Annotated in this window: 20 protein-coding genes and 1 pseudogene; 13 read left to right on the top strand and 8 right to left on the bottom strand. The window is 68.9% G+C overall.

The features are described 5' to 3' along the window. Window positions 1–63: 63 nt before the first annotated feature. From OG393_RS15160 to OG393_RS15145, 4 genes are read left to right on the top strand one after another with little or no spacing between them, the layout of a single operon-like run. Window positions 64–1,218, top strand: coding sequence for a glycosyltransferase family 1 protein (locus OG393_RS15160; RefSeq protein WP_327375182.1), 1,155 nt, complete (start codon window positions 64–66; stop codon window positions 1,216–1,218). Next, window positions 1,215–1,919, top strand: a complete 705-nt coding sequence (locus OG393_RS15155; protein ID WP_327375181.1) for a hypothetical protein — start codon at window positions 1,215–1,217, stop codon at window positions 1,917–1,919. The genes OG393_RS15160 and OG393_RS15155 overlap by 4 nt, the downstream gene beginning before the upstream one ends. Continuing rightward, window positions 1,916–3,151, top strand: coding sequence for a hypothetical protein (locus tag OG393_RS15150; RefSeq protein WP_327375180.1), 1,236 nt, complete (start codon window positions 1,916–1,918; stop codon window positions 3,149–3,151). Before OG393_RS15155 ends, OG393_RS15150 begins: the two co-directional genes overlap by 4 nt. After that, window positions 3,148–4,044 (top strand): glycosyltransferase family 2 protein, encoded by an 897-nt coding sequence (locus tag OG393_RS15145; RefSeq protein WP_327375179.1) that lies wholly within the window; start codon window positions 3,148–3,150, stop codon window positions 4,042–4,044. The genes OG393_RS15150 and OG393_RS15145 overlap by 4 nt, the downstream gene beginning before the upstream one ends. Here the strand turns inward: OG393_RS15145 and OG393_RS15140 are convergent. Beyond that, window positions 4,002–4,502, bottom strand: coding sequence for an AAA family ATPase (locus OG393_RS15140; RefSeq protein WP_327375178.1), 501 nt, complete (start codon window positions 4,500–4,502; stop codon window positions 4,002–4,004). The two genes, OG393_RS15145 and OG393_RS15140, sit on opposite strands and share 43 nt — an antisense overlap. Before the next feature lie 102 nt (window positions 4,503–4,604). Between OG393_RS15140 and OG393_RS15135 the strand changes: the two genes are divergently transcribed. The 4 genes from OG393_RS15135 to OG393_RS15120 all read left to right on the top strand — a co-directional run bounded on the left by OG393_RS15135 (window position 4,605) and on the right by OG393_RS15120 (window position 8,775). Continuing rightward, complete coding sequence (locus OG393_RS15135) at window positions 4,605–5,522, top strand: FkbM family methyltransferase (protein ID WP_327375177.1); 918 nt, start codon at window positions 4,605–4,607, stop codon at window positions 5,520–5,522. Between the two features lie 145 nt (window positions 5,523–5,667). Beyond that, window positions 5,668–6,147, top strand: coding sequence for an NUDIX domain-containing protein (locus tag OG393_RS15130; protein ID WP_327375176.1), 480 nt, complete (start codon window positions 5,668–5,670; stop codon window positions 6,145–6,147). 155 nt (window positions 6,148–6,302) lie between these two features. After that, the gene (locus tag OG393_RS15125) at window positions 6,303–7,205 is read left to right on the top strand and encodes an LLM class flavin-dependent oxidoreductase (protein ID WP_327375175.1); all 903 of its coding nucleotides are present in this window, start codon (window positions 6,303–6,305) and stop codon (window positions 7,203–7,205) included. A gap of 184 nt (window positions 7,206–7,389) precedes the next feature. Then, window positions 7,390–8,775: a GTP pyrophosphokinase gene (locus tag OG393_RS15120; protein WP_327375174.1), complete on the top strand. Its 1,386-nt coding sequence runs from the start codon at window positions 7,390–7,392 to the stop codon at window positions 8,773–8,775. Window positions 8,776–8,849: 74 nt separating this feature from the next. Here OG393_RS15120 and OG393_RS15115 read toward each other — a convergent pair whose 3' ends face one another. The 7 genes and pseudogenes from OG393_RS15115 to OG393_RS15085 form a co-directional block, all read right to left on the bottom strand. Then, the gene (locus OG393_RS15115) at window positions 8,850–9,311 is read right to left on the bottom strand and encodes a hypothetical protein (RefSeq protein ID WP_327375173.1); all 462 of its coding nucleotides are present in this window, start codon (window positions 9,309–9,311) and stop codon (window positions 8,850–8,852) included. A gap of 460 nt (window positions 9,312–9,771) precedes the next feature. After that, window positions 9,772–10,020, bottom strand: a pseudogene (locus tag OG393_RS15110) (LLM class flavin-dependent oxidoreductase); the annotation flags it as partial. 196 nt (window positions 10,021–10,216) lie between these two features. After that, complete coding sequence (locus tag OG393_RS15105; protein ID WP_327375172.1) at window positions 10,217–10,669, bottom strand: hypothetical protein; 453 nt, start codon at window positions 10,667–10,669, stop codon at window positions 10,217–10,219. A gap of 39 nt (window positions 10,670–10,708) precedes the next feature. Continuing rightward, on the bottom strand, window positions 10,709–11,251 hold the full coding sequence (locus OG393_RS15100) for an RNA 2'-phosphotransferase (RefSeq protein ID WP_327375171.1): 543 nt from the start codon (window positions 11,249–11,251) through the stop codon (window positions 10,709–10,711). A 134-nt stretch (window positions 11,252–11,385) separates the two neighbouring features. Then, complete coding sequence (locus OG393_RS15095; RefSeq protein ID WP_327375170.1) at window positions 11,386–12,357, bottom strand: MerR family transcriptional regulator; 972 nt, start codon at window positions 12,355–12,357, stop codon at window positions 11,386–11,388. 234 nt (window positions 12,358–12,591) lie between these two features. Beyond that, the gene (locus OG393_RS15090; protein ID WP_327375169.1) at window positions 12,592–14,370 is read right to left on the bottom strand and encodes an SDR family oxidoreductase; all 1,779 of its coding nucleotides are present in this window, start codon (window positions 14,368–14,370) and stop codon (window positions 12,592–12,594) included. After that, entirely contained in the window at window positions 14,370–15,221 is an 852-nt protein-coding gene (locus OG393_RS15085) for a M24 family metallopeptidase (protein WP_327375168.1), read from the bottom strand. Before OG393_RS15085 ends, OG393_RS15090 begins: the two co-directional genes overlap by 1 nt. Window positions 15,222–15,471: 250 nt before the next feature. On the opposite strand from OG393_RS15085, the gene OG393_RS15080 reads away from it, so the two are divergent. The 5 genes from OG393_RS15080 (at window position 15,472) to lpdA (ending at window position 20,640) form a co-directional block, all read left to right on the top strand. Further along, complete coding sequence (locus OG393_RS15080; RefSeq protein WP_327378435.1) at window positions 15,472–16,437, top strand: ABC transporter ATP-binding protein; 966 nt, start codon at window positions 15,472–15,474, stop codon at window positions 16,435–16,437. Then, the gene (locus OG393_RS15075) at window positions 16,434–17,330 is read left to right on the top strand and encodes an ABC transporter permease (protein ID WP_327375167.1); all 897 of its coding nucleotides are present in this window, start codon (window positions 16,434–16,436) and stop codon (window positions 17,328–17,330) included. Before OG393_RS15080 ends, OG393_RS15075 begins: the two co-directional genes overlap by 4 nt. 49 nt (window positions 17,331–17,379) lie before the next feature. Further along, window positions 17,380–18,291, top strand: coding sequence for an ABC transporter ATP-binding protein (locus OG393_RS15070; protein ID WP_327375166.1), 912 nt, complete (start codon window positions 17,380–17,382; stop codon window positions 18,289–18,291). Window positions 18,292–18,305: 14 nt separating this feature from the next. Further along, window positions 18,306–19,025 carry an ABC transporter permease gene (locus OG393_RS15065; protein WP_327375165.1) on the top strand — a complete coding sequence of 240 codons (720 nt, stop codon included), beginning with the start codon at window positions 18,306–18,308 and terminating at the stop codon, window positions 19,023–19,025. A gap of 211 nt (window positions 19,026–19,236) precedes the next feature. Beyond that, complete coding sequence (gene lpdA, locus OG393_RS15060; protein ID WP_327375164.1) at window positions 19,237–20,640, top strand: dihydrolipoyl dehydrogenase; 1,404 nt, start codon at window positions 19,237–19,239, stop codon at window positions 20,638–20,640. Window positions 20,641–20,703 lie beyond the last annotated feature (63 nt).

The raw sequence follows: 20,703 nt of genomic DNA, 5'->3' as shown, positions 1-20,703 counted from the left end.
GCCAGTTTCCTTCCTCTACCGGCCCAGGTCGACCCCCGGGCCCAAACCAGGAGGGTCCCAGCGATGCTCGTGCTGTATCTGCTCAACGTCTCCAACTCCAGTCAGCTGTCCGCCGACTCCGGCTACACCTTCGCCGACATGCTCGCCCCGGCTCTGACGGACGCCGGGGCCGACGTGACCGTGGCCTCGCCGGTCCCGGTCGGCGACCCCCGCGTGCACTTCGCGCCCACCACCTCGCCGTCCACCAAGTACCGGGCCCGCTTCGACCCCGGCATGGACGCCCTGGTCTCCCTGATCCGCGACCGGCGGCCCGAGGTGGTGGTGGCCAACCAGATCGAGGCCGCCCCCGCGCTCCGGGCCGCACTCCTGGAAGCCGGGGTGGACGCGCTGATCGCCGGCTACTGCCACTACCTGCCGTTCTCCTTCACCGACACCGGCGTCCTGGAGCTGGACCCGGCGATGAACGACCGGGGCCTGGGCCGAAGCGTGCTGCTGGCCTTCGCCGCCGGCCTCGCGGCCTGCGACCGCATCCTGGTCCACTCCTCCACCGCCGCCTCCTGGACCACCGCTGCCGCCGCCCGCACCGGCGTCGACCTCGGCGACAAGCTGCACATCGTCCCCGCCCCCAGGGACGTACGGCTGGTGCGTGACCCGGCCGACATCACCCCGCCCGAAGGCAGGGCCACCGGCATCTACAACCACCGCCTGTACAGGCACTACGGCACCGCCCGCTTCACCCGTCTCGCCCGCCGCCTCGTCGCCGACGCCCCGGTGCGGCTGACGGTGATGGACCTGTTCGGCACCCGCAGCCCCGAGCGCATCCGCCTCGACCCCAGCCCCGAACGGCACCTGGAGGAGCTGGCGACCACGGACGGCGTCACCATCGCCTCCGACCGAGGCGACCGCGTCCGCTACCGCAACCTGCTGGCCGGCGCCCACTTCGGCATCGCCCCCTTCCGGCCTGGCTGCCCCTGGTCCATGTCGGTGATCGACTGCCAGGCGATGGGCCTGCCCGTGATCGGCCCGCGTACCGGCTGGCTGGCCGAGCACATCGACCACGAGCTGCTGTTCGACACCGACGAGCAGGCCGTCCAGATCACCGAGCGCCTCGCCACGGACGCCGAGTTCTACCTGGTGCACGCCAAGCGCGCGTATGCCTCCACCGCCGACCTCACGCCCGCCGTGGTGGCCGCCCGCTACCTGGAGGCGATCAAGTGACCGGCTTCGACGCGGTCCAGCTCTCCTACGACGAGCCGCTGGCCGACCGTCTGCACACCCGCCTCGCCCGGGTGCTGGGCGGCACCGTCAAGCGCCTGCACGGAGTCCGCGGGATGCGACGCGCCTACCGGCTCACCGCCGAGCTGGTCGACACCGAGCAGTTCTTCCTCGCCGACGGTGACTTCGCCATCGACCCCGAGTTCCCCACCGCCGCGGTCCAGCCGCTGGCCGACGGGGTGGCGATGCGGGTATGGCAGGCGGTCAACCCGGTCAACGGCCTGACCTACGGCTACGGCGGGCTCAAGCTGATCCGCCGCTCGGCGCTGAGGGAGATGGGCCAGGCCGTCGACGTGCTGGCCGCCCTGCCCGGCCGGGTCGAGTTCTGCCGCCAGACCGCCGGGGTCACGCGGTTCAACCAGAGCCCGTTCCACGCGTGGAAGGCGGGCTTCCGCGAGTGCGCGATGCTCGCGCGCGGCAGCGAGTACGGCATGACCGATGCCTCCGCCCAGGAACGCATCGCCGCCTGGACGGCCAGCCGCGACGGCGAATTCGCCGCCTACGCGGCGGCCGGCGCCCGCGACGGAATCGACTTCGCCAAGGCCGCCGCCCGCAACCCGCAGCGCTTCGAGGCGCTCAACGACCCGCCCTGGCTGTACGAGCACTTCACCACGCTGCACGGCGAGCAGGCGGTGACCGGATGAGCACCGCGGCCGGGTCGCTGGTGCTGATCGATCCGTACGCGCACCGGGGCGGCGGACACCACCAGCGCACGCTAGCGGCGCTCGCCGCTGCGCGGCCGGACAGCCTCGTCATCGCCCCGGGCGGCCTGAGCGAGGACCTGGGCCCGCTGGTGCGGGCCGGTACCCGGGTCGCTGTCGGTCCGGCCGGGCCCGCGGCGAAGATCCTTCTGGCCGTCGCGCGGGCGGCAGCACGGGTCTCCGCCGCCGGCCAGCAGATCTTCGCCTCCCGGCGCTGGCCGCTGGCGGTCCGCAGGTCCCCGCACCAGGTCACCCTTCTCGCCCGGTGCCTGACCGAGGCCGCCTGCCTTCGCACCGCACGCCGCCTCGCCCCGCGGGCCTCGGCAGTGGTGATCCTCAGCGCGAACGAGGCCCTGCACGGCGTGGCCGCCCTGCTCGGCGGCACCCCGCACCTGCGGTTCATCCACGAGGCGGTCACCACCGAAGACCGCCTGGTCCGGTGGCTGGGCCGACTCGCCCGCAGGGGCGAGAAACGGGTGATCGCGCTGTATCCGACCACCGCTGTCCGCGATCAGGTCGCGCCGGCCTTCCCTCGCCTTCTGGGTGAGGTGCGAGCGTTCGCGGTCGACGACGGGCGCCCGCTGACCGACGCCGAACGAGACGGTGCCCGCACCGCCTTCACCATCCCCGCCGACGCGAAGGCGGTGTGCGTGGTCGGCGGCTGGTGGCCGTACAAGGACATCCCCGCCATCGACGCCGCCCTCGCCCGCCTCACCACCCCGCTGCACGTCCTGGTGTGCGGCACCCCGCTGGACGACGCCGTCCTCACACGCTGGCATCAGCTCCCCAAAGTCCGCCTTCACACCGTGCCCGGCCCGGTCGGCGACCAGGTCCTGCGGCTCGTGTACGCCGCTGCCGACGCGGCCCTTGTCGCGCGGAAGTCCGGCGTGGGCAAGGAATCAGGACTGGTCATGGACGCCGCCCGCCTCGGCGTCCCGCTGATCGTCTCCGCACACGACCCCGAGCTGACCGCCCGCCTCACCGGGGAGCCGTGGGTCCGACTCTTCCCTGCAGGCGATCCGGACACCCTCGCCAAGACGCTGGACCACCTCACAGCCGACGCGCCCGCCCGCCCGGGGCCTTCAGCGCGCGGGGTCCTGGACATGAACTCGGCAGCCGAGCAGGCCGCCTTCCTCACCGACGCCTACACCCGTCTGACCAAGGAATGCCGATGAAGACGCCCGTCTCTCCCGCCCTGGTCGCGGTGGTCGGCCCGGTCGAACCGGCCCTGCTGGCCGCCTGGACCGCCCACTACCGCCGACTCGGAATCGAGCGGTTCCACCTCGCCTTCCACTTCCCCGACCACGTCCACGACGCCTGGCGACACCAGCTCCTCGCGGCCAGCCACGACCTCGGCATCGTCCCCGCCCGGATCAGCACCGGACCGTGGCACGAGCACACCAACACCCAGCTCCGCGACTCCTTGCGCGAGCAGGCCGGGACCGGCTGGCACCTGATCGCCGACTCCGACGAGTTCCAGACCCACCCCGCCCCGCTCGCCGAGATGATCGCCCAGGCCGAGGCCGCCAGGCACAAGGTGATCGGCGGGCTGATGCTCGACCGCGCCACGAACGACGGCCGCCTGGCCCTCTGGCGCCCGGAAACCGGACTGGACCGGGCCTTCCCGCTCGGCGGGCACCTCACCCGCCGGCTCCTCAAGGGCGACCCCCGCAAGATCGTCCTCGCACACTCCTCGGTGACCGTGGCCTCCGGCAACCACCGGGCACCGGGCCACAAGCCCGACCCGGACACGCTCGCGTGCGTGCACCACTTCAAGTGGCGCTCGGGCGTCCTGGACGACCTGCGCCGGCGAGTCGACCGGTTCACCTCCGGCGAGTGGGCCGAGCACACCCCGGCCGTCCGCAGCGAGGCGTCCCGGCTGTTGCAGCACATCGACCGTCACAACGGCCGCATCGACGTCGCCGATCCCCGTCTGGCCTTCCGCCGCGTCACCCTCGACCGCCTGCCGGATGGCTGGGCAGCCGAAGCCGCCAAGATCGCCACCACCTGGCGCCCGCACACGGCTCAGAGCCAGTCCGGCTCCACGATCTCCTCGCCCTCGCCCTGAGGCGCCTCGAAGCGGGCGAAGAAGTCGTCCAGGGCCTCCGGCGTCACGACGAGCGCGTTGGCATCCTCCCGCTCGTTGCGCTCCGCCAGCCGACGCAGCAGCTCATCGCGCCCGACTGGGAAGTACAGCAGCCGCCACCGCCCGCCGGCCGACTCCACCAGCTCCTTCATCGCGTCGCGGTCCTTACGCGGCCACAGCCCGTGGTCCCACACCACATCCCGGCCCTCGGCCACCAGCTCGGCAAGGCGCTCGTGCAGCTCGGCGACGACCGGGGCCTCCTTCTCGAAGTAAGTGTTCTCCGGGTAGTCGACGCCGTAACGACCGTGCCGCTCGAAGACGATCTCGTCCACCGACAGCCTCACGGCACCCTCGGGCTCCAGCTTCCGCTGGGCATAGGTGGTCTTCCCCGAACCGGTGAGCCCCACCAGCAGAAACACCACCGGAGTGCGCTCGGCCACCGCCAACTCCCCTCAACACCACAAGCGTTCTCCTGGCCAGTCTGCCACCGCCGGCCGGCCCAGGCCCCCGTTCCTCATCACCACCACCCGAAGGAGCCGCTCGTGTCCACCTCCGCACTCGCCCGGAGCCTGCGGGCCTACGTCCGCCACGCCCCCGGCACCGTGGGCAAGGCCCGGCTCGTCGACAGCTTCCTCGACGAGCACCTGCGAACCCACCCCATCCACACCACCGTCCGGCTGCGGACCGGCGACAAGATCGGCGTCACCACCAGCGACGTCATCCAGCGCTACCAGTACCTGTTCGGCGAGTGGGAACCGAACCTGAGCGCCTTCCTGCGCGACCGGCTCCGCCCCGGGGACACCTTCATCGACGTCGGAGCCCACCGGGGCGCCTTCAGCCTTCTTGCCTCCCTCGCCGTCGGCCCCCACGGCCACGTCGTCGCCATCGAGCCCTCCCCGCAGTTCCACGACGACTTGGCCACCGCGGCCACCGCCAACCACCGAACCAACATCCGGGCCGTCCGCTCCGCCGCCTCCGACACCCACGGCACCCTGACCCTGTACCTGGAGGACCCCACCAACCTCGGTCACACCACCGCCGTCCGGCCCCGCCACGTCCACACTGCCTTCGACGTGCCGACCGCACCCCTGGCCGACCTGGTCAGCGGGGCCGAGCTCGCCACCACCCGCGTCATCAAGATCGACGTGGAAGGCGCCGAAGCAGCAGCCATCCGCGGACTGGTACCCGCGCTCACGTACCTGCGCAACGACGCGGAACTCGTCGTGGAAGTCACCCCAAAGCTGCTGGCCAAGCAGGGCGAGAGTGCCGCCGACATCATCGACACCCTGCACGAGCACGGCTTCCACGCGTACACGCTCACCAACGACTACGACCCGGCCACCTACCCCCGGGCCATGCGCCGACCACAGCCGCCGATCCGGTGCACCGAAACCCCGAAGCACATGACCGACCTGGTCTTCTCCCGCACCAACGCCGACCGCCTCATGCTCGGGCGCTGAGCAGCAGCCCCACATTTCGAGCGGCCCGGCCGGTCCGAGCGGCCCGGCCGGTCCGAGCGGCCCGGCCGGTCCGAGCGGCCCGGCCGGTCCGAGCCGCCCGCCAGGACCATCGACACCTTCCGGCACGTCGACGAGGAGTGGGCACGTGATCAACACCAGCGTGATGAACAGCCGCAACGCAGTCTGCGTGATCGTCCATGACAAGGACGCCGACACGATCGCCGCCGTGCTCTACGGAGCCCGCAACTGGTCCCCGCAGCCGGCCTGGACCCTCCCCGGTGGCAAGGCCGAACCCGGCGAAGCCCTCGACGAGGCTGCCGCCCGCGAACTCAAGGAGGAGACCGGCCTGCTCGTCGACCCGGCGGATCTCGCCCTCGTCCACGTCATCCACGTCGAACAGGGCTGGGACCAGGCCGGGCAGTTCGTCCTCTTCATCTTCGCCACCGACACGTGGACCGGTGAACTGACGAACACCGAGCCGGACAAGCACCTGACGGCCGAGTGGGTCGCCGCGAACCGCCTGCCCACCCCCGCGTTCCCGACCTCCACACAGGCCCTGGCGGCGTACCAGGACGAAGGCCCGTCCTTCTCCCGCTGTGGATGGTCGGTCACCGCTGCGCAATGAGCCGGCACCAGGGTGATCGGCGGGCCCGGCCGCCACACTGAGACGGCTCCGTCGGGTGCCGCCCACCTCGCACCAGACTGGATCGCCGCAGCGCGAGGACGTCACACTCCGGAGTCACACGGGAACACCCCTGAGTCCGACGTAGGCTCGGTGGCATGAGCCTGCGCTTGAGCACCGTGATCCTTCCCGTCGACCGCTGGCACGAGGGAGGCCGCGCGAAGTGGCAGCGTGCCGAGGAGCTCGGCTTCCACGCCGCGTACACCTACGACCACCTCTCCTGGCGCAGCTTCCGCGACGGCCCCTGGTTCGGCGCCCTGCCCACCCTTACCGCCGCCGCCACGGCCACGGACCGCCTGCGCCTGGGCACCCTCGTCACGTCGCCTAATTTCAGGCACCCAGTGACGCTCGCCAAGGAACTCATCTCGCTCGACGACATCTCCGGCGGGCGGATCACCCTCGGCATCGGCGCTGGCGGCAACGGCTTCGACGCGACCGCGCTCGGGCAGGAGGCGTGGACGCCGAGGGAGCGGGCGGACCGGTTTGGCGAGTTCGTGCCGCTGCTCGACCGGCTGCTCACCGAGGGCGCGGTCTCGCAGAAGGGCGACTTCTACACGGCGGAGGAGGCGCGGATCATCCCAGGCTGTGTCCAGCGCCCGCGGCTGCCGTTCGCGGTCGCGGCGACCGGGCCGCGCGGGCTGAAGCTCGCCGCGCGCCACGGGCAGGCGTGGGTGACGACGGGCGACCCGAAGTTGTACGAGGAGGGGACCCCGGAGCAGTCAGTGGCGGCCCTGCGCGGCCAGGTCGAGAAGCTCGCCAAGGCGTGCGCCGAGTCCGGCCGGGACGTGGCCGAGCTCGACAAGATCCTGCTGACCGGCTTCACCCCGGACCGGGGCCGACCACTGGAGTCTGTGGACGCCTTCGTCGACTTCGCCGGCCGCCACCAAGAACTCGGCTTCACCGAGCTCGTCATCCACTGGCCGATCCCCGACTCGGACTTCGCTGCCGACCAGACCGCCTTCGAGGCCATTGCCACCGAAGCGACCGCTCAGCTCCGCTGACCGCTGATCGATCACGCGAGGTTTGCACTCACCACCGATCGGGGCCAGTCTCCGATGAACCACTCACCTGCACCACACGTGTGGCCTATCCTGACGCCATATCACGTTGGCTCAGCTTCCTGGCAAGGAACTGCACGAAGGCGACGCCATTTCTCGTGTGGAATCTAGATCTGGAGTGTGTTTCGTGGGGGACTTCTCGTTCACGTATGACGAATTTCGGGCCTGGTATGAAGAGTACTCGCGCAAGTTTCTTGAGCCTGCAAGAGATGCATCCATCAGAGCATTGAACGAGCAGCTGGACGAAGAACTCCCCGAACTCGAAAGAATTCGAGTAAAAGTCTCCGGCGGTCGAGTGAAGAGTCGCGAGAGGGTGTGGCGAAAGCTCGAACTTCCGAAGTATCGCGACCGAGTCAAATCCCTTGACGACATCCCAATCGTAGTCGATGACTTGGTCGGGATCCGAGTGACTTGCAACAATAAGTCCGACGTTCAGAGAGTCATGGAGATCATGCGCTCTCTGGATGTGTACAAGGATGGCACGGAGCCTGTACTGGGACAAGAGGAGGATTCCTATCGGGATTACCTTAAGAGCCCGAAGGAAAGTGGATACCGTGCTATTCACATTAATCTATGCACGTCTGTGCCATACGGACTGAAGCGCAAGGTTGTGACTTGTGAACTTCAGGTACGGACTCTCCTGCAGGACGGTTGGGGAGAGCTGACCCACGAGGATACGTACAAACCTGGAAGCACGCCGCCAGCCCTTGTTGAAACATTGAGTCGGCGCATGGCCGACTTGTTGGCGGCGGTAGATGACATCGCCCAGGACCTCCGAGATGCTCTGGACAGCATCTCGAGCGAGAGTCTGAATCCCGAACGGGATGAGTCAAGCGGTGGGGAGGGAAAGCTGTCAGCAACTGGTCAGGCTGTCGTGCGTGATGCTGCGATGCAGCACCTTCGCGACCGGGTCGAGAGCCTGCAACGGCCAATTGACCTCGCCAGCCTCGCCTGGGAATTGGCGCGGGAGTTTGGCCAAGAGGTCAGTCATGGATGGCTCGGCTTCGGCTCGTTTAAGTCGCTCCTTGAAGCTTCGGCCCCAGATGCCAGGGTAAGTGCAGAACCTCCGTCCTATGTACTTCCAAGAGACTTCGATGCCTCGGCAATCGCAGCAGATGCGAGGTCCGAGCCCGGAATCCCTAAGTCGGCTCTGGCTTTGAAGCAGGTAGACCGGGGGCTGCCTCTCATTCCGCGAGATTCTCTGCAAGCTGCTTACAGCCAGCTTGCAGAGGCGTCTCAGTCCCTAGATTGGGGGGATCAGACGCTGAGCAGGATGGGTCGAATTAATGAATTGGTGCTGCGAGCCCGCGAGCTAAACAGTGAAGAGAATCCTGTGGCCCGATCGCATCTCGATTACATCGCCAAGTCACTACTCTTCTCGCGAAAGCTCACGGGACCGCTCACGGCGGATGAGATTCGTGACACATACGCCGAAGGAACTCTCAAAAGAATCCGAGGCGTGGTGCCCCTGACTCAGACGCAAGAAAAGTCCGTCAGGAAGTGGCTCGCCTAGCCGTCGCCGTCTACCGGTCCGGTGTTGACATGGCACCGGACCGATTTATTCGAGCCATCCGCCGAATGGCGAACTCAGGACCCGCACTCGTTCGTGAGGAGATACAGCGCCATCTCTGTATCGTCCTCGTCGGCTCGACCCCCTCCTATCTGGTCTCCAACCTCATAAATTCCTTTGGTACGTAGGAGTTCGCACGTTGCATCCTGCATCTCAACATCCATGCCGCCCCATGCGATGTCCCAGGAAACTACATTTCTGGCCTTCGTAAGGCTGTCGTCTTCGTGTTCGCCGAGCACCTGGACCACTAGTCCGGCATACTCGACAGGCGTGAGGCTTGCACACTCTGCTCCGGCGGAGATATCCCTCGGCACGCCGGGTACGTAGATACGGTTCAGCCGCTCAAGACAGTCGTCACGGTCGTACACGAGTGAAGGCTTGGATGCAGATTCCGACCCGGATTCAGCCTCTGTCCTGTCGGCACTACAAGCGGTCAATGCAGCCGCAATCGTGACTGTAGCGGCGATGATGCGCTTCATCGAAGTCTCTCCCCCCGGTTATATGCAGGGGGATCGTAGCGCGCAGCCCGCCTGTCCCGAGAGCAACTGAGGAAGTCTCAGCTAGATGATCTGCGCGAGGGCGGGCACATCCCAAGCATCTGGACGGATCGAGTGGTCTCCCTCTGACTGCAGACGAACTGGGATATCCCGCGTCACGTCATGGACGGTCCGCCTGTGCGCAGTGCACATCGGCGCATCAGCACGCCTTGCGGGAGCCTGGCACCGGGGGCTGGCCGGTTCTGCGAAGGCGGCTGGATGCGCCGGCTGGGATGCGCCAACGTCTCCTCTGTCGCTGGCTACTGCCACCTGCACGACGGCATCGGCGTCCGCGTAGACCAGACCCGGCCTGCCCGAGATCCTGCACGACGCTGACCGCTGCCGCTGGCGTCACCGACCGCATACGGCAAGCTACCGACACGAAGAACGCAGGTCAGGCTGCGATGGGTGAGCGAGGCTTGACTGAGGTGACGAGGGTGCCCAAGCGCATACTCTGCGTTGCTGTCGCTGCTGCCGTCAGCGTGGGGATCGCCCCGAACCACGGTCCGTCCCGGAAGGACCGCCACGACAGGTGGTCGTAGGTGTACGCGGCGTGGAATCCGAGGTCTTCGGCCCGCCGCCAGATCTTCTGTCCTTCGGCCCATCGGTGGATGGGGAGGATCACCGTGCTCAGACGCGTGGCCTCGACGATACGCGGGCTTCCCGCCGCCGCGGATGTACCGACCGACGAATCAGATTCGGGAAGCGGCGTCGACGTCCCTGTGGGGCCCTGCGGAGCGTGTCCTGAAGCCGAGGCAGTGGCCTTCTCCGCGGAAAGCGTGGGGTCATCGAACCGCGCCGCGGCTGCGGCGAAGGGTGCCGACGCGGCAGTGCCGGCCGAGGCTCGGTCAGCGCACCTGTCCGCTCATCCAAGGGCTGAGGGTGCCGCGCAGGACGAGTTCCTTGTAGGTCTCGTCCCCGGGCAGCGGCACGACGAGCCACCATCCCGGCGGGAAGAACCTGCCCTTCACATGGGCCAGTCCGCCGTGGACCGAACGCAGGAACGCCGGGACGGAGTCACGGGGTACGTCGGCGAACTCCAGGCCGTCGACGGTGATCTTCGCGTCGTCCTCGGGGAAGACCTGGACGGTGACGGCCGGCCTACCGCCGAGTTCGACGAACGCCTCGTGCGGAAGTGAGCCATCCGGATCGAGGACGGCGAAGGCGCCGGAGGAGGTCCGGCGCGAGGTGCGGTCCGCGCCGATGTCGTCGGTGACGGACATCTCCAGGTCGAACTCGCGGGCGACCTCGCGGATCGCGGTGACGGCCGACTCGGTGGTGGGCAGATGTGGATGATCCATGGTGACGATCATGCCTCGGATCGGATCCGCTGTGGAGTCTCAGCCAGGGAAGCGGAGGAACCGGGCCGGCACGGTGTCGGTCAGCCAGACACCGTTGGCGCTGACGTGGAAGACGTGTCCGGCGCGGCGCATCGCACCGGCGTCCACGCTCAGGACCACCGGGCGGCCTCGTCGCGCGCCGACCCGGGTCGCGGTTTCCCGGTCCGGGGACAGGTGGACGTGGTGGCGGGCCATGGGACGCAGGCCCTCGGTCCGGATGGCGGGCAGTCGGGCGGCGACCGTACCGTGGTAGAGGTACGCGGGCGGTTCAGCGGTCGGCAGGTCCAGGTCGACCTCGACGGTGTGGCCCTGGCTGGCCCGGATCCGTGTTCCCTCGATCGCGAAGCGCCGTTTGTCGTTGACGGCGACGACATGGTCCAGTTCGGAGCGGGTGATCGGGAAGCCGTGCGCGGCCGCTGCCCGCAGCAGGGCGTCGATCTTGGTCCAGCCGTGGGTGTCGAGGACGAGCCCGATCCGGTCGGGCTGGTGCCGTAGGTGCTTCGAGAGGTACTTCGACACCTTCACGGTGCGTCTCTCGTCCATGGGTGGGTTCATCCGGCCAGCATGCCGGAGCCCGGAGCGCCGGACCATTCGATTACGCGGTTGATGTTTGATCCACAGGAAGTCGGTTTATCCACAGGGGGGTTGGCGATTCTGTGGACAACTCATGCTGTATTTCAGGGCACTTGTTCAACTTTGTTTTCTCGTGGGCCATATGAGGCAAGGGTGTCCAATGTCCTTGTCTGCACCTCTCGTTCCGCCGCCGCGGCGATGAACGCGGACACGCTCTCCGCTCCAACGAGGTTCTGTACGGCGCGAATCGTCCGAGACGGAAGGGCCACCTGCCTGGCTTCCTCGTCCGGGACCTGCGATGGGCCGGGCGAGAGGTGGTTCTGAAGGTGTCGGGTAGCGAACATCCGCATGGCACGTGCCAGTTCCGCATCGACGGTCTGCTGGGCGAGTGGCCGCAGTCGTCGCACCATGGTCGCCGCTTCCGCCGCGTCCGCGTCCGTCGGAGGGCGGTGCTCCAGATAGCGTGCGAAGACGTGCTCGGTCGTGAACTCCAGGAAGCGAGAAGCTATGTGCTCGACCTGGACCCGAAGTTCCCTCAGATGCCCGGCGATCGCGTTCAGTGGCACCCCGGCTTCGTACAACTCGGCCGCCACTGCGAGCTCTTGAGGGCTCGGGACCAGGAACTCGTCCTCGCGGTCCGGTATACGCTCCAGGACACCGAGTTCGATCGCCTCGTGGATCGCGTCCTCGTCGGGCTGTCCGCCGAAGGTCGCGTCGAGCTCCGCCCGGGAGATCCGGTCGGCCTCCTCGTCCGTCCACGGACCGTCGACCTCCGCGACCAGTCCCAGTACCCCGCCCAGTCCACGGCCCGCGTCCCACGCCTCCAGGAGTTCCTTGATCGAGGCCAGGGTGTACCCCCGGTCGAGCAGGTCGGCGATCTGACGCAGGCGGGCCAGATGCGTGTCACGGTAGACATTGGACCTGCCCCGCCGCTCCGGCCGGGGCAACAGACCCCGGTCCTGGTACGCACGGATCGTCCGGACCGTGGCACCGCTGTGGTGCGCCAGATCCTCGATCCGGTACTCCGCGGGGACCGGCTGCCCGCCCCCCGCCGACTGTGCTGACTGTTCCGACAAGACCGCTCCCACCCGCGTGCTCCGCCTACCCCGCCATGGTGCGGCCCACCGGTCCGCCCGCGACCCTGACCGCGAAGGACGAGGCGAGACGCTCCGCGGCCCGGCGCAGGGAACCTTCCCTCTTCGGATGGTACGGCCGCCGGGCGGACCGGGGGTACGGTCGGCCAGCCTCCTTGTCCCCGCCGGCCGGGCGACACCTCCGGGACGGCCACCGGCCGGGCCCGCCCCGGCCGTTCACGCGGGCGGTTCCAGCCGGGCTATCGCGCGCAGGGCCCTCGGGCTCAGCCGGGAGAGCAGACGCGAACCGCGCGCCTCGGGGGTGACCGGAACGACGGCCTGGTTGCGTACCACCGCGCGCAGGATCGCGTCCGCGACCTTCTCCGGTGGGTAGTTGCGCAGGCCGTAGAGCCGCGAGGCATGCTTCTGCCGACGCTGCTCCTCCTCCTCGCCCGCCCCCGCGAAGCGCGCCGTCGAGGTGATGTTGGTGTTGACGATTCCGGGGCAGATCGCCGAGACGCCGATGCCGACGCCCGCCAGCTCCGCACGTAGGCACTCGCTCAGCATCAGCACGGCAGCCTTGGACGTGCTGTACGCCGGCAGAGCCCGGGAGGGCTGGAAGGCCGCGGCGGACGCCGTGTTGACGATGTGGCCGCCCTGGCCACGCTCGACCATGCGCCCGCCGAAGAACCGGCATCCGTGGATGACGCCCCAGAGATTGACGTCCAGGACCCGTTTCCACTCCTCGGCGGTGGTCCGGAAGAACGAGCCCGAAAGACCGATGCCCGCGTTGTTCACCAGCACGTCGACCACGCCGTACTCGTCGGCCACCTTGGCGGCGAGCTCCTCCATCGCCTGCTCGTCGCCGACGTCGACGGCCTCGCCCCAGGCCCCCGGTGCGCCGATCAGCCGGGACATCTCCGCCGTTCGCGCCGCGCCCTCGGCGTCCCGGTCGACGGCGACTACCCGCGCGCCCGCCTCCGCGAACGCGAACGCCGTGGCCCGCCCGATCCCGCTGGCCGCCCCGGTCACCAGGACGAGCCGGCCACCGAATCGCTCGGCGTACACGGGATCCACCGTGTTGCCGGATGTCGTCGCCGGTGCTCTGGTCGCCGGGTCCTCGTGGCGGTGTACGAACTCGGTGATCCACGCGGCCAACTGGTCCGGCCGGGTGCGTGGCACCCAGTGCTTGGCCGGCAGGGAACGGCGGGTCAGCTCGGGGGCCCAGCCGGCCAGGTCGTCGTAGAGCCGCTCGGAGAGGAAGGCGTCGCCGGTCGGTGTGATCAGCTGCACCGGCGCGTGTGCGTAGGCGTCGGACCGAGGGCGGCTCAGCCGGGCACGGACGTTGTCCCGGTACAGCCAGGCGCCGTGTGCCGCGTCACTGGGCAGCGACGGTGTGGGGTAGTCGCCGGCGGGGACCCTCTCGACGCGCTGAAGGATGCTCGGCCACCGCTTGCCGAGGGGGCCGCGCCAGGCGAGCTCCGGCAGGACGGGCGTGTGCAGCAGGTACACGTACCAGGACTTGGCACCCTGGCCGAGGAGCTGGCCGATCCGCCGCGGCGTCGGACGGGCGATCCGTCGTTTGATCCAGTGTCCGAAGTGGTCCAGGGACGGGCCGGACATGGAGGTGAACGACGCGATCCGCCCCTCGGCGCGCGGAACGGTCACGAACTCCCAGGACTGCACCGAGCCCCAGTCATGCCCGACCAGATGGACCGGCCGGTCCGGGCTCACCTCGTCGGCGACCGCCAGGAAGTCGTCCGTCAGCTTCTCCAGCGTGAATCCGCCCCGCAACGGGGCCGGGGCGGTGGACCGGCCGTGGCCCCGGACGTCGTACAGCACCACGTGGAAGTCCTCGGCGAGCCGCCCGGCCACCTCGGACCAGACCTCCTTGGAGTCCGGGTAGCCGTGGACGAGCAGGACGGTCGGCCGGCTCGCGTCGCCCAGTTCGGCGACGCACAACTCGACACCGCCCGTGCGGACCCAGCGCTCCCGTGCCCCCTTCAGCCCCGTCATCACGACACCGCCCCTTCCTCGTTCCAACGCCGCACGTGCGGCAGGTCGTCGTCCAGCCAGAAGGCACTCTGCTCGGGATCCCGCGAGTCCGTGACGACCAGGATCTCCTCGAACTTGGCGCCGGTGCCCCGGAAGCCGAGGTGCGGTTCGACCGCCCACAGCCCCGGTCGCGGCGGGTGGTCCGAGAAGGCGTACGGCGACCAGAGCGGCGACCAGCCGTCCCGGTGACCGTGCACCGCGTCGCGCGCGAGACCCTTCAGCGCCTGCGTGCCGAAGCCGAACAGCGTGGGGGACCAGCTCCGTTGCCGGACCCGGTCGATCTTGTGCGCGATGACGCCGAAGGGATACGCGCGATGCCGGTTGGCGTACCCCTGGCGCACCATGAGCCGGTCCACGTCCTGGTAGATCTCCCGCAGTGAGCGGCGCTCCCGTACCTCGGTCAGGATCAGGTCGCGGTGCGCCTTCAGATCGTGCAGCAGTCTCTCGTGCACGGGATCGAGTCCCAGGCAGCCGGAGTAGCCGATGTCCGCCGTGAAACCGCGATGGACGGGTGCCATGTCGAGGATGAAGGGCATCCCCGCCTCGAGCCGCCGGTTCGTGGGGAAGAACTGCAGCGGCACCCTGAAGCCGGCGAAGGCCGTGCGGTCACCGAACCAGGCGAAGGGCCGGTGGAACCAGTCCCGCACGCCGCGTTCGTGCAGCCAGTCTCGCTGCATCCGGGCGGCCTCGCGCTCGGTCACCCCGGGCTTCAGCTGTGCGGCGACGGCCTCCGCGCACGCGTACGACAGACGCTGTACGTCCCTGAACCCCCTCAGTTCCGCGGTCAGTTCCCTCGTCTCCGCTGAGGCCATGCCACCCGCCCGTCCCGTGTGTGGTCGTGTGCGCTACGTGCCCGTAACTTGACACTGATGAATGTGACAATGAGTGGCGGCTGCGTCAAGAGGCGTGCGGCAAGCCTGTGGAAAACCGCGAGGGGCGGCGGCCGTCGACCGACGTCGGTCGCGGCTCCCCTTACGGGTCCGTACGTCTGGAGTCGGATACGGACCGAGCCGTTGGGCTGACGACGGCTGTGGTCCGTGCCACTACCTTCGAATCGTGACTGTGATCGCCACCGAAAGCCTCAGCAAGCGGTTCCCCCGGGTGACCGCTCTCGACCGGCTCTCCCTGGACATCGGGCCCGGTGTGACCGGACTGGTGGGTGCCAACGGAGCCGGCAAGTCCACGATGATCAAGATCCTGCTCGGCCTGTCCCCGGCCACCGAGGGCACCGCCGCCGTGCTCGGCATGGACGTCGCCACCTCCGGCGGAATGATCCGCGAGCGCGTCGGATACATGCCCGAGCACGACTGCCTGCCGCCGGACGTCTCGGCCACCGAGTTCGTCGTCCACATGGCGCGGATGTCGGGTCTGCCGACGACCGCCGCCCGCGAGCGGACCGCCGACACACTGCGCCACGTCGGCCTGTACGAGGAGCGCTACCGCCCCATCGGCGGCTACTCGACCGGCATGAAGCAGCGGGTGAAGCTGGCCCAGGCCCTGGTCCACGACCCGCAACTCGTGCTCCTCGACGAGCCCACCAACGGTCTCGACCCGGTCGGCCGGGACGAGATGCTCGGCCTGATCCGCCGGATCTGGACCGACTTCGGCATCTCGGTGCTCGTCACCTCGCACCTCCTCGGCGAGCTGGAACGCACCTGCGACCACGTCGTCGTCATCGACGGCGGGCGCCTGCTGCGGTCCAGCTCCACCAGCGACTTCACGCAGATCACCACGACCCTGGCGGTCGAGGTCACCGACTCCGAGACCCACACCGACGGCACCCGGGCCCTGCGCGCGGCCCTCGTCGCCGCGGGAGTGACCCTCCACGAGGAAGCCGAGGACGGCCTGCCCGGTGCCGGTCACATCCTCCTGGTGGAGGCCGCGGGCGAGGAGACGTACGACCTGGTCCGCGACACCGTCGCCGACCTCGGCCTCGGCCTCGTCCGCATGGAACAGCGCAGGCACCACATCGCCGAGGTCTTCCGGCCCGAGGCATCCCAGCGGCAGCAGGAGGTACCGGCGCGATGACCGGCCAGACCCCCGAGACCACCCGTATCCACAACATCGGCTACCGCGCCTACGACGGGCCGCGCCTCGGCCGCGCCTACGCGCGCCGGTCGCTCTTCTCGCAGTCGCTGCGCGGCGCCTACGGGCTGGGCCGCAGTGCCAAGTCCAAGGTGCTGCCGATGATCCTCTTCGCGGTGATGTGCGTCCCCGCGCTGATCATCGTGGCCGTGGCCGTCGCCACCGACATGAAGGACCTGCCGCTGGACTACACGCGGTACGCGATCTTCACCCAGGCGGTCATCGGGCTGTACCTCGCCTCCCAGGCGCCACAGTCCGTCTCGCGCGACCTGCGGTTCAAGACCGTCCCCCTCTACTTCTCGCGCCCGATCGAACGCCTTGACTACGTGCTCGCGAAGTACGGCGCGATGAGCTCGGCGCTCTTCGTCCTCACGGCCTCCCCGCTGGTGATCCTCTACATCGGCTCGCTGCTCGCCAAGATGGACCTCGCCGACCAGACCAAGGGCCTCGGTCAGGGCCTGGTCTCGGTGGCCCTGCTGTCGCTGTTGTTCGGCGGCATCGGGCTGGTCATGGCCGCGCTCACCCCACGCCGCGGGTTCGGTGTGGCAGCCGTCATCGCGACGCTGGTGATCTCCTACGGGGCGGTCTCCACGCTTCAGGGCATCGCCTTCGGCACGGACAACCCCGAGGCCATCAAGTGGCTGGGCCTCTTCTCCCCGATCACGCTGATCGACGGGGTGCAGACCGCGTTCCTCGGCGCCGAGTCCTCCTTCCCGGGCGGAGCCGACGCGGGACCGGGAGCCGGTGCCGGCGCGGTCTACCTGCTGGTCGTCGTCGCGCTCGTCCTCGGCTCGTACGCCGTGCTGATGCGCCGCTACCGGAAGGTCGGGCTGTGACCGTCCTCCCGCCGCCCACCACCACCCTTTCAGAGAATGGGCCGCGCCCATGAGCACTCTTTCCCTCGACCACACCTCCCGGTGGTTCGGCAACGTCGTCGCCGTCAACGACGTCACGATGACGATCGGCCCCGGCGTCACCGGGCTCCTCGGTCCGAACGGCGCCGGAAAGTCCACCCTCATCAACATGATGGGCGGCTTCCTGGCCCCCTCGACCGGCACCGTCACCCTCGACGGGGAGGCGATCTGGCGCAACGAGTCGGTCTACCGGCGGATCGGCGTCGTGCCCGAGCGTGAGGCCATGTACGACTTCCTCACCGGACGCGAATTCGTCATCGCCAACGCCGAACTGCACGGCCTTGGCGCCCAGGAGGCCCAGGAGGCCCTCGCGACGGTGGAGATGGAGTACGCGCAGGACCGGAAGATCGCCACCTACAGCAAGGGCATGCGGCAACGCGTGAAGATGGCCTCGGCACTCGTGCACCAGCCGTCCGTGCTGCTGCTGGACGAACCGTTCAACGGCATGGACCCGCGCCAGCGCATGCAGTTGATGGACCTGCTGCGCCGGATGGGCGCCGCCGGCCGCACGGTGCTCTTCTCCTCGCACATCCTGGAGGAGGTCGAGCAGCTCGCCTCGCACATCGAGGTGATCGTGGCGGGGCGGCACGCCGCCTCCGGAGACTTCCGCAGGATCCGCAGGCTCATGACGGACCGGCCGCATCGCTATCTCGTGCGGTCCAGCGACGACCGGGTGCTCGCCGCCGCGCTCATCGCCGACCCGTCGACCGCCGGTATCGAGGTCGACCTCGCCGAGGGCGCGCTGCGCATCCAGGCGGTGGACTTCGGCCGCTTCACGGAGCTGCTGCCCCGGGTGGCCCGGAAGCACGGAATCCGTCTGCTCACGGTCTCGCCGTCCGACGAGTCCCTCGAATCCGTCTTCTCGTACCTCGTCGCGGCCTGAAAGGAGTCCCACCGATGTACAACCCGACAGTCGCCCGGCTCACCTACCGGGCCCTCCTCGGCCGCCGACGGGCACTGATCCTCTTCGCGCTGCCCGCCCTGCTGCTGGTGATCGCCGCTGCGGTACGGGCCTTCAACGGCGCGGACGACCAGGTCGCGGCCGACGTCCTCGGCGGATTCGCGCTGGCCACGATGGTGCCTCTGATCGGCGTCATCGCCGGCACGGGCGCCATCGGCCCGGAGATCGACGACGGCTCGATCGTCTATCTGCTGTCCAAGCCGGTGAAGCGGCCCACGATCATCTTCACCAAGCTGATCGTGGCGGTCGCCGTCACGATGGTCTTCTCTGCCATCCCCACCTTCGTCGCCGGCATGATCCTCAACGGGAACGGCCAGCAGGTGGCGACGGCATACACCGTCGCGGCGCTGGTCGCCTCCCTCGCCTACAGCGCCCTTTTCCTGCTGCTCGGCACGGTCAGCCGGCACGCGGTGGTCATCGGCCTCGTCTACGCCCTGGTGTGGGAGGCGCTGTTCGGCTCCCTGATCGAGGGGGCGAAGACGCTCAGCGTGCAGCAGTGGGCGTTGGCGGTCGCCCAGAAGGTGAGCGGCGAGGGCCTCGTCACCTCCGACGTGGGCCTCCCGGCCGCGGTCGCCCTCCTGGCCGGAGTGACGGTCCTGGCGACCTGGTACGCCGGCCAGAAGCTGCGGACCCTGACGCTCGCGGGCGAGGAGTAGTACCAGCGGGGCGGGGGCGGGGCGTGCGGGTGCGGCACTGTCCGGGCCCGGTACCGTCCCAGCCCCGGCCCCACCGCTTCCGGGCCGCCGGCGATCCTCCTCCTCCGCACCCGGCTGCCCGGTCATCCTCCGACTGCTCTCCCGAACGCCGCGGGATTACTGTGGGCTCGTACGCGGACACCAACACCCTCATCACCTTCGGGAGTCAGTCATGTCAGACCGCTTCGACGTCGTCGTACTCGGAGCTGGCCCCGGCGGCTACGTCGCCGCCATCCGCGCCGCCCAGCTGGGCAAGCGGGTCGCGGTCGTCGAAGAGAAGTACTGGGGCGGTGTCTGCCTGAACGTCGGCTGCATCCCCACCAAGGCACTGCTGCGCAACGCCGAGCTCGCCCACATCTTCCACCACGAGGCCAAGACCTTCGGCATCAAGGTCGACGGCACCGTCTCCTTCGACTACGGCGAGGCGTTCCGCCGCAGCCGCACGGTCGCGGACGGCCGCGTCAAGGGTGTCCACTTCCTCATGAAGAAGAACGGGATCACCGAGTTCGACGGCCGGGGTACCTTCGTCGACGCCCACACCCTCCAGGTGGCCCTGTCCGACGGCACCTCGCAGACGATCACCTTCGACAACTGTGTCATCGCCACCGGTGCGACGCCGCGGCTGCTTCCCGGCACCTCCCGCAGCGAGCGCGTGGTCACCTACGAGGAGCAGATCCTCGCCGAGGGCATCCCGCAGTCGATCGTCATCGCGGGTGCCGGTGCGATCGGCATCGAGTTCGCCTACGTCCTGAACAACTACGGTGTGAAGGTCACGATCGTCGAGTTCCTGGACCGTGTCGCGCCGCTGGAGGACGCCGACGTCTCCAAGGAGTTGGCCAAGCAGTACCGCAAGCTCGGCATCGACGTCCTCACCTCGACGCGCGTCGAGTCCATCGACGAGTCCGGCCCGCAGGTCCGCGTCACCGTCACCGGCAAGGACGGCGCACAGAAGGTCCTGGAGGCCGACAAGGTCCTGCAGGCGATCGGCTTCGCGCCGAACGTCACCGGCTACGGCCTGGAGAACACCGGTGTCGCGCTCACCGAGCGCGGCGCGATCGAGGTCGACGGCCGGTGCCGTACGAACGTGCCCCACATCTACGCCATCGGCGACGTGACCGCGAAGCTGATGCTGGCACACACCGCGGAGTCCATGGGAGTGATCGCCTCCGAGACCATCGCGGACGCCGAGACCATGGAGCTCGACTACCCGATGATCCCGCGCGCCACCTACTGTCAGCCGCAGATCGCCAGCTTCGGCTGGACCGAGGCGCAGGCGCGCGAGAAGGGCTTCGACGTCAAGGTCGCCAAGTTCCCGTTCACGGCGAATGGCAAGGCACACGGCCTCGGGGACTCCACCGGCTTCGTGAAGATCATCGCCGACGCCACACACGGCGAGATCATCGGTGCCCACCTGATCGGCCCGGACGTCACCGAACTGCTGCCGGAGCTGACACTGGCGCAGCAGTGGGACCTGACCGTCCACGAGGTCGCACGGAACGTCCACGCCCACCCGACGCTGGGCGAAGCCGTCAAGGAAGCGGTTCACGGACTTGCCGGACACATGATCAATTTCTGAGGTTTCTCCGCGTCCGGAGTGATAGGCACGGAAGAGTGCCGAGCGTAACCTTCCCGGGTGGCG

The sequence above is a fragment of the Streptomyces sp. NBC_01216 genome, from assembly GCF_035994945.1.
Lineage (GTDB): Bacteria > Actinomycetota > Actinomycetes > Streptomycetales > Streptomycetaceae > Streptomyces.
Note: the sequence above shows the minus strand (reverse complement) of the source record. Positions and strands in the feature narration are given on the sequence as shown.

What these genes read in the sequence shown, in the direction of transcription:
- OG393_RS15160 (WP_327375182.1), top strand. Translation starts at nt 64, where the DNA reads ATGCTCGTGCTGTATCTGCTCAACGTCTCCAACTCCAGTCAGCTGTCC.
- OG393_RS15150 (WP_327375180.1), top strand. Translation starts at nt 1,916, where the DNA reads ATGAGCACCGCGGCCGGGTCGCTGGTGCTGATCGATCCGTACGCGCAC.
- OG393_RS15145 (WP_327375179.1), top strand. Translation starts at nt 3,148, where the DNA reads ATGAAGACGCCCGTCTCTCCCGCCCTGGTCGCGGTGGTCGGCCCGGTC.
- OG393_RS15125 (WP_327375175.1), top strand. Translation starts at nt 6,303, where the DNA reads ATGAGCCTGCGCTTGAGCACCGTGATCCTTCCCGTCGACCGCTGGCAC.
- OG393_RS15115 (WP_327375173.1), bottom strand. Translation starts at nt 9,311, where the DNA reads ATGAAGCGCATCATCGCCGCTACAGTCACGATTGCGGCTGCATTGACC.
- OG393_RS15105 (WP_327375172.1), bottom strand. Translation starts at nt 10,669, where the DNA reads ATGGATCATCCACATCTGCCCACCACCGAGTCGGCCGTCACCGCGATC.
- OG393_RS15100 (WP_327375171.1), bottom strand. Translation starts at nt 11,251, where the DNA reads ATGGACGAGAGACGCACCGTGAAGGTGTCGAAGTACCTCTCGAAGCAC.
- OG393_RS15090 (WP_327375169.1), bottom strand. Translation starts at nt 14,370, where the DNA reads ATGACGGGGCTGAAGGGGGCACGGGAGCGCTGGGTCCGCACGGGCGGT.
- OG393_RS15085 (WP_327375168.1), bottom strand. Translation starts at nt 15,221, where the DNA reads ATGGCCTCAGCGGAGACGAGGGAACTGACCGCGGAACTGAGGGGGTTC.
- OG393_RS15075 (WP_327375167.1), top strand. Translation starts at nt 16,434, where the DNA reads ATGACCGGCCAGACCCCCGAGACCACCCGTATCCACAACATCGGCTAC.
- OG393_RS15070 (WP_327375166.1), top strand. Translation starts at nt 17,380, where the DNA reads ATGAGCACTCTTTCCCTCGACCACACCTCCCGGTGGTTCGGCAACGTC.
- OG393_RS15065 (WP_327375165.1), top strand. Translation starts at nt 18,306, where the DNA reads ATGTACAACCCGACAGTCGCCCGGCTCACCTACCGGGCCCTCCTCGGC.
- lpdA (WP_327375164.1), top strand. Translation starts at nt 19,237, where the DNA reads ATGTCAGACCGCTTCGACGTCGTCGTACTCGGAGCTGGCCCCGGCGGC.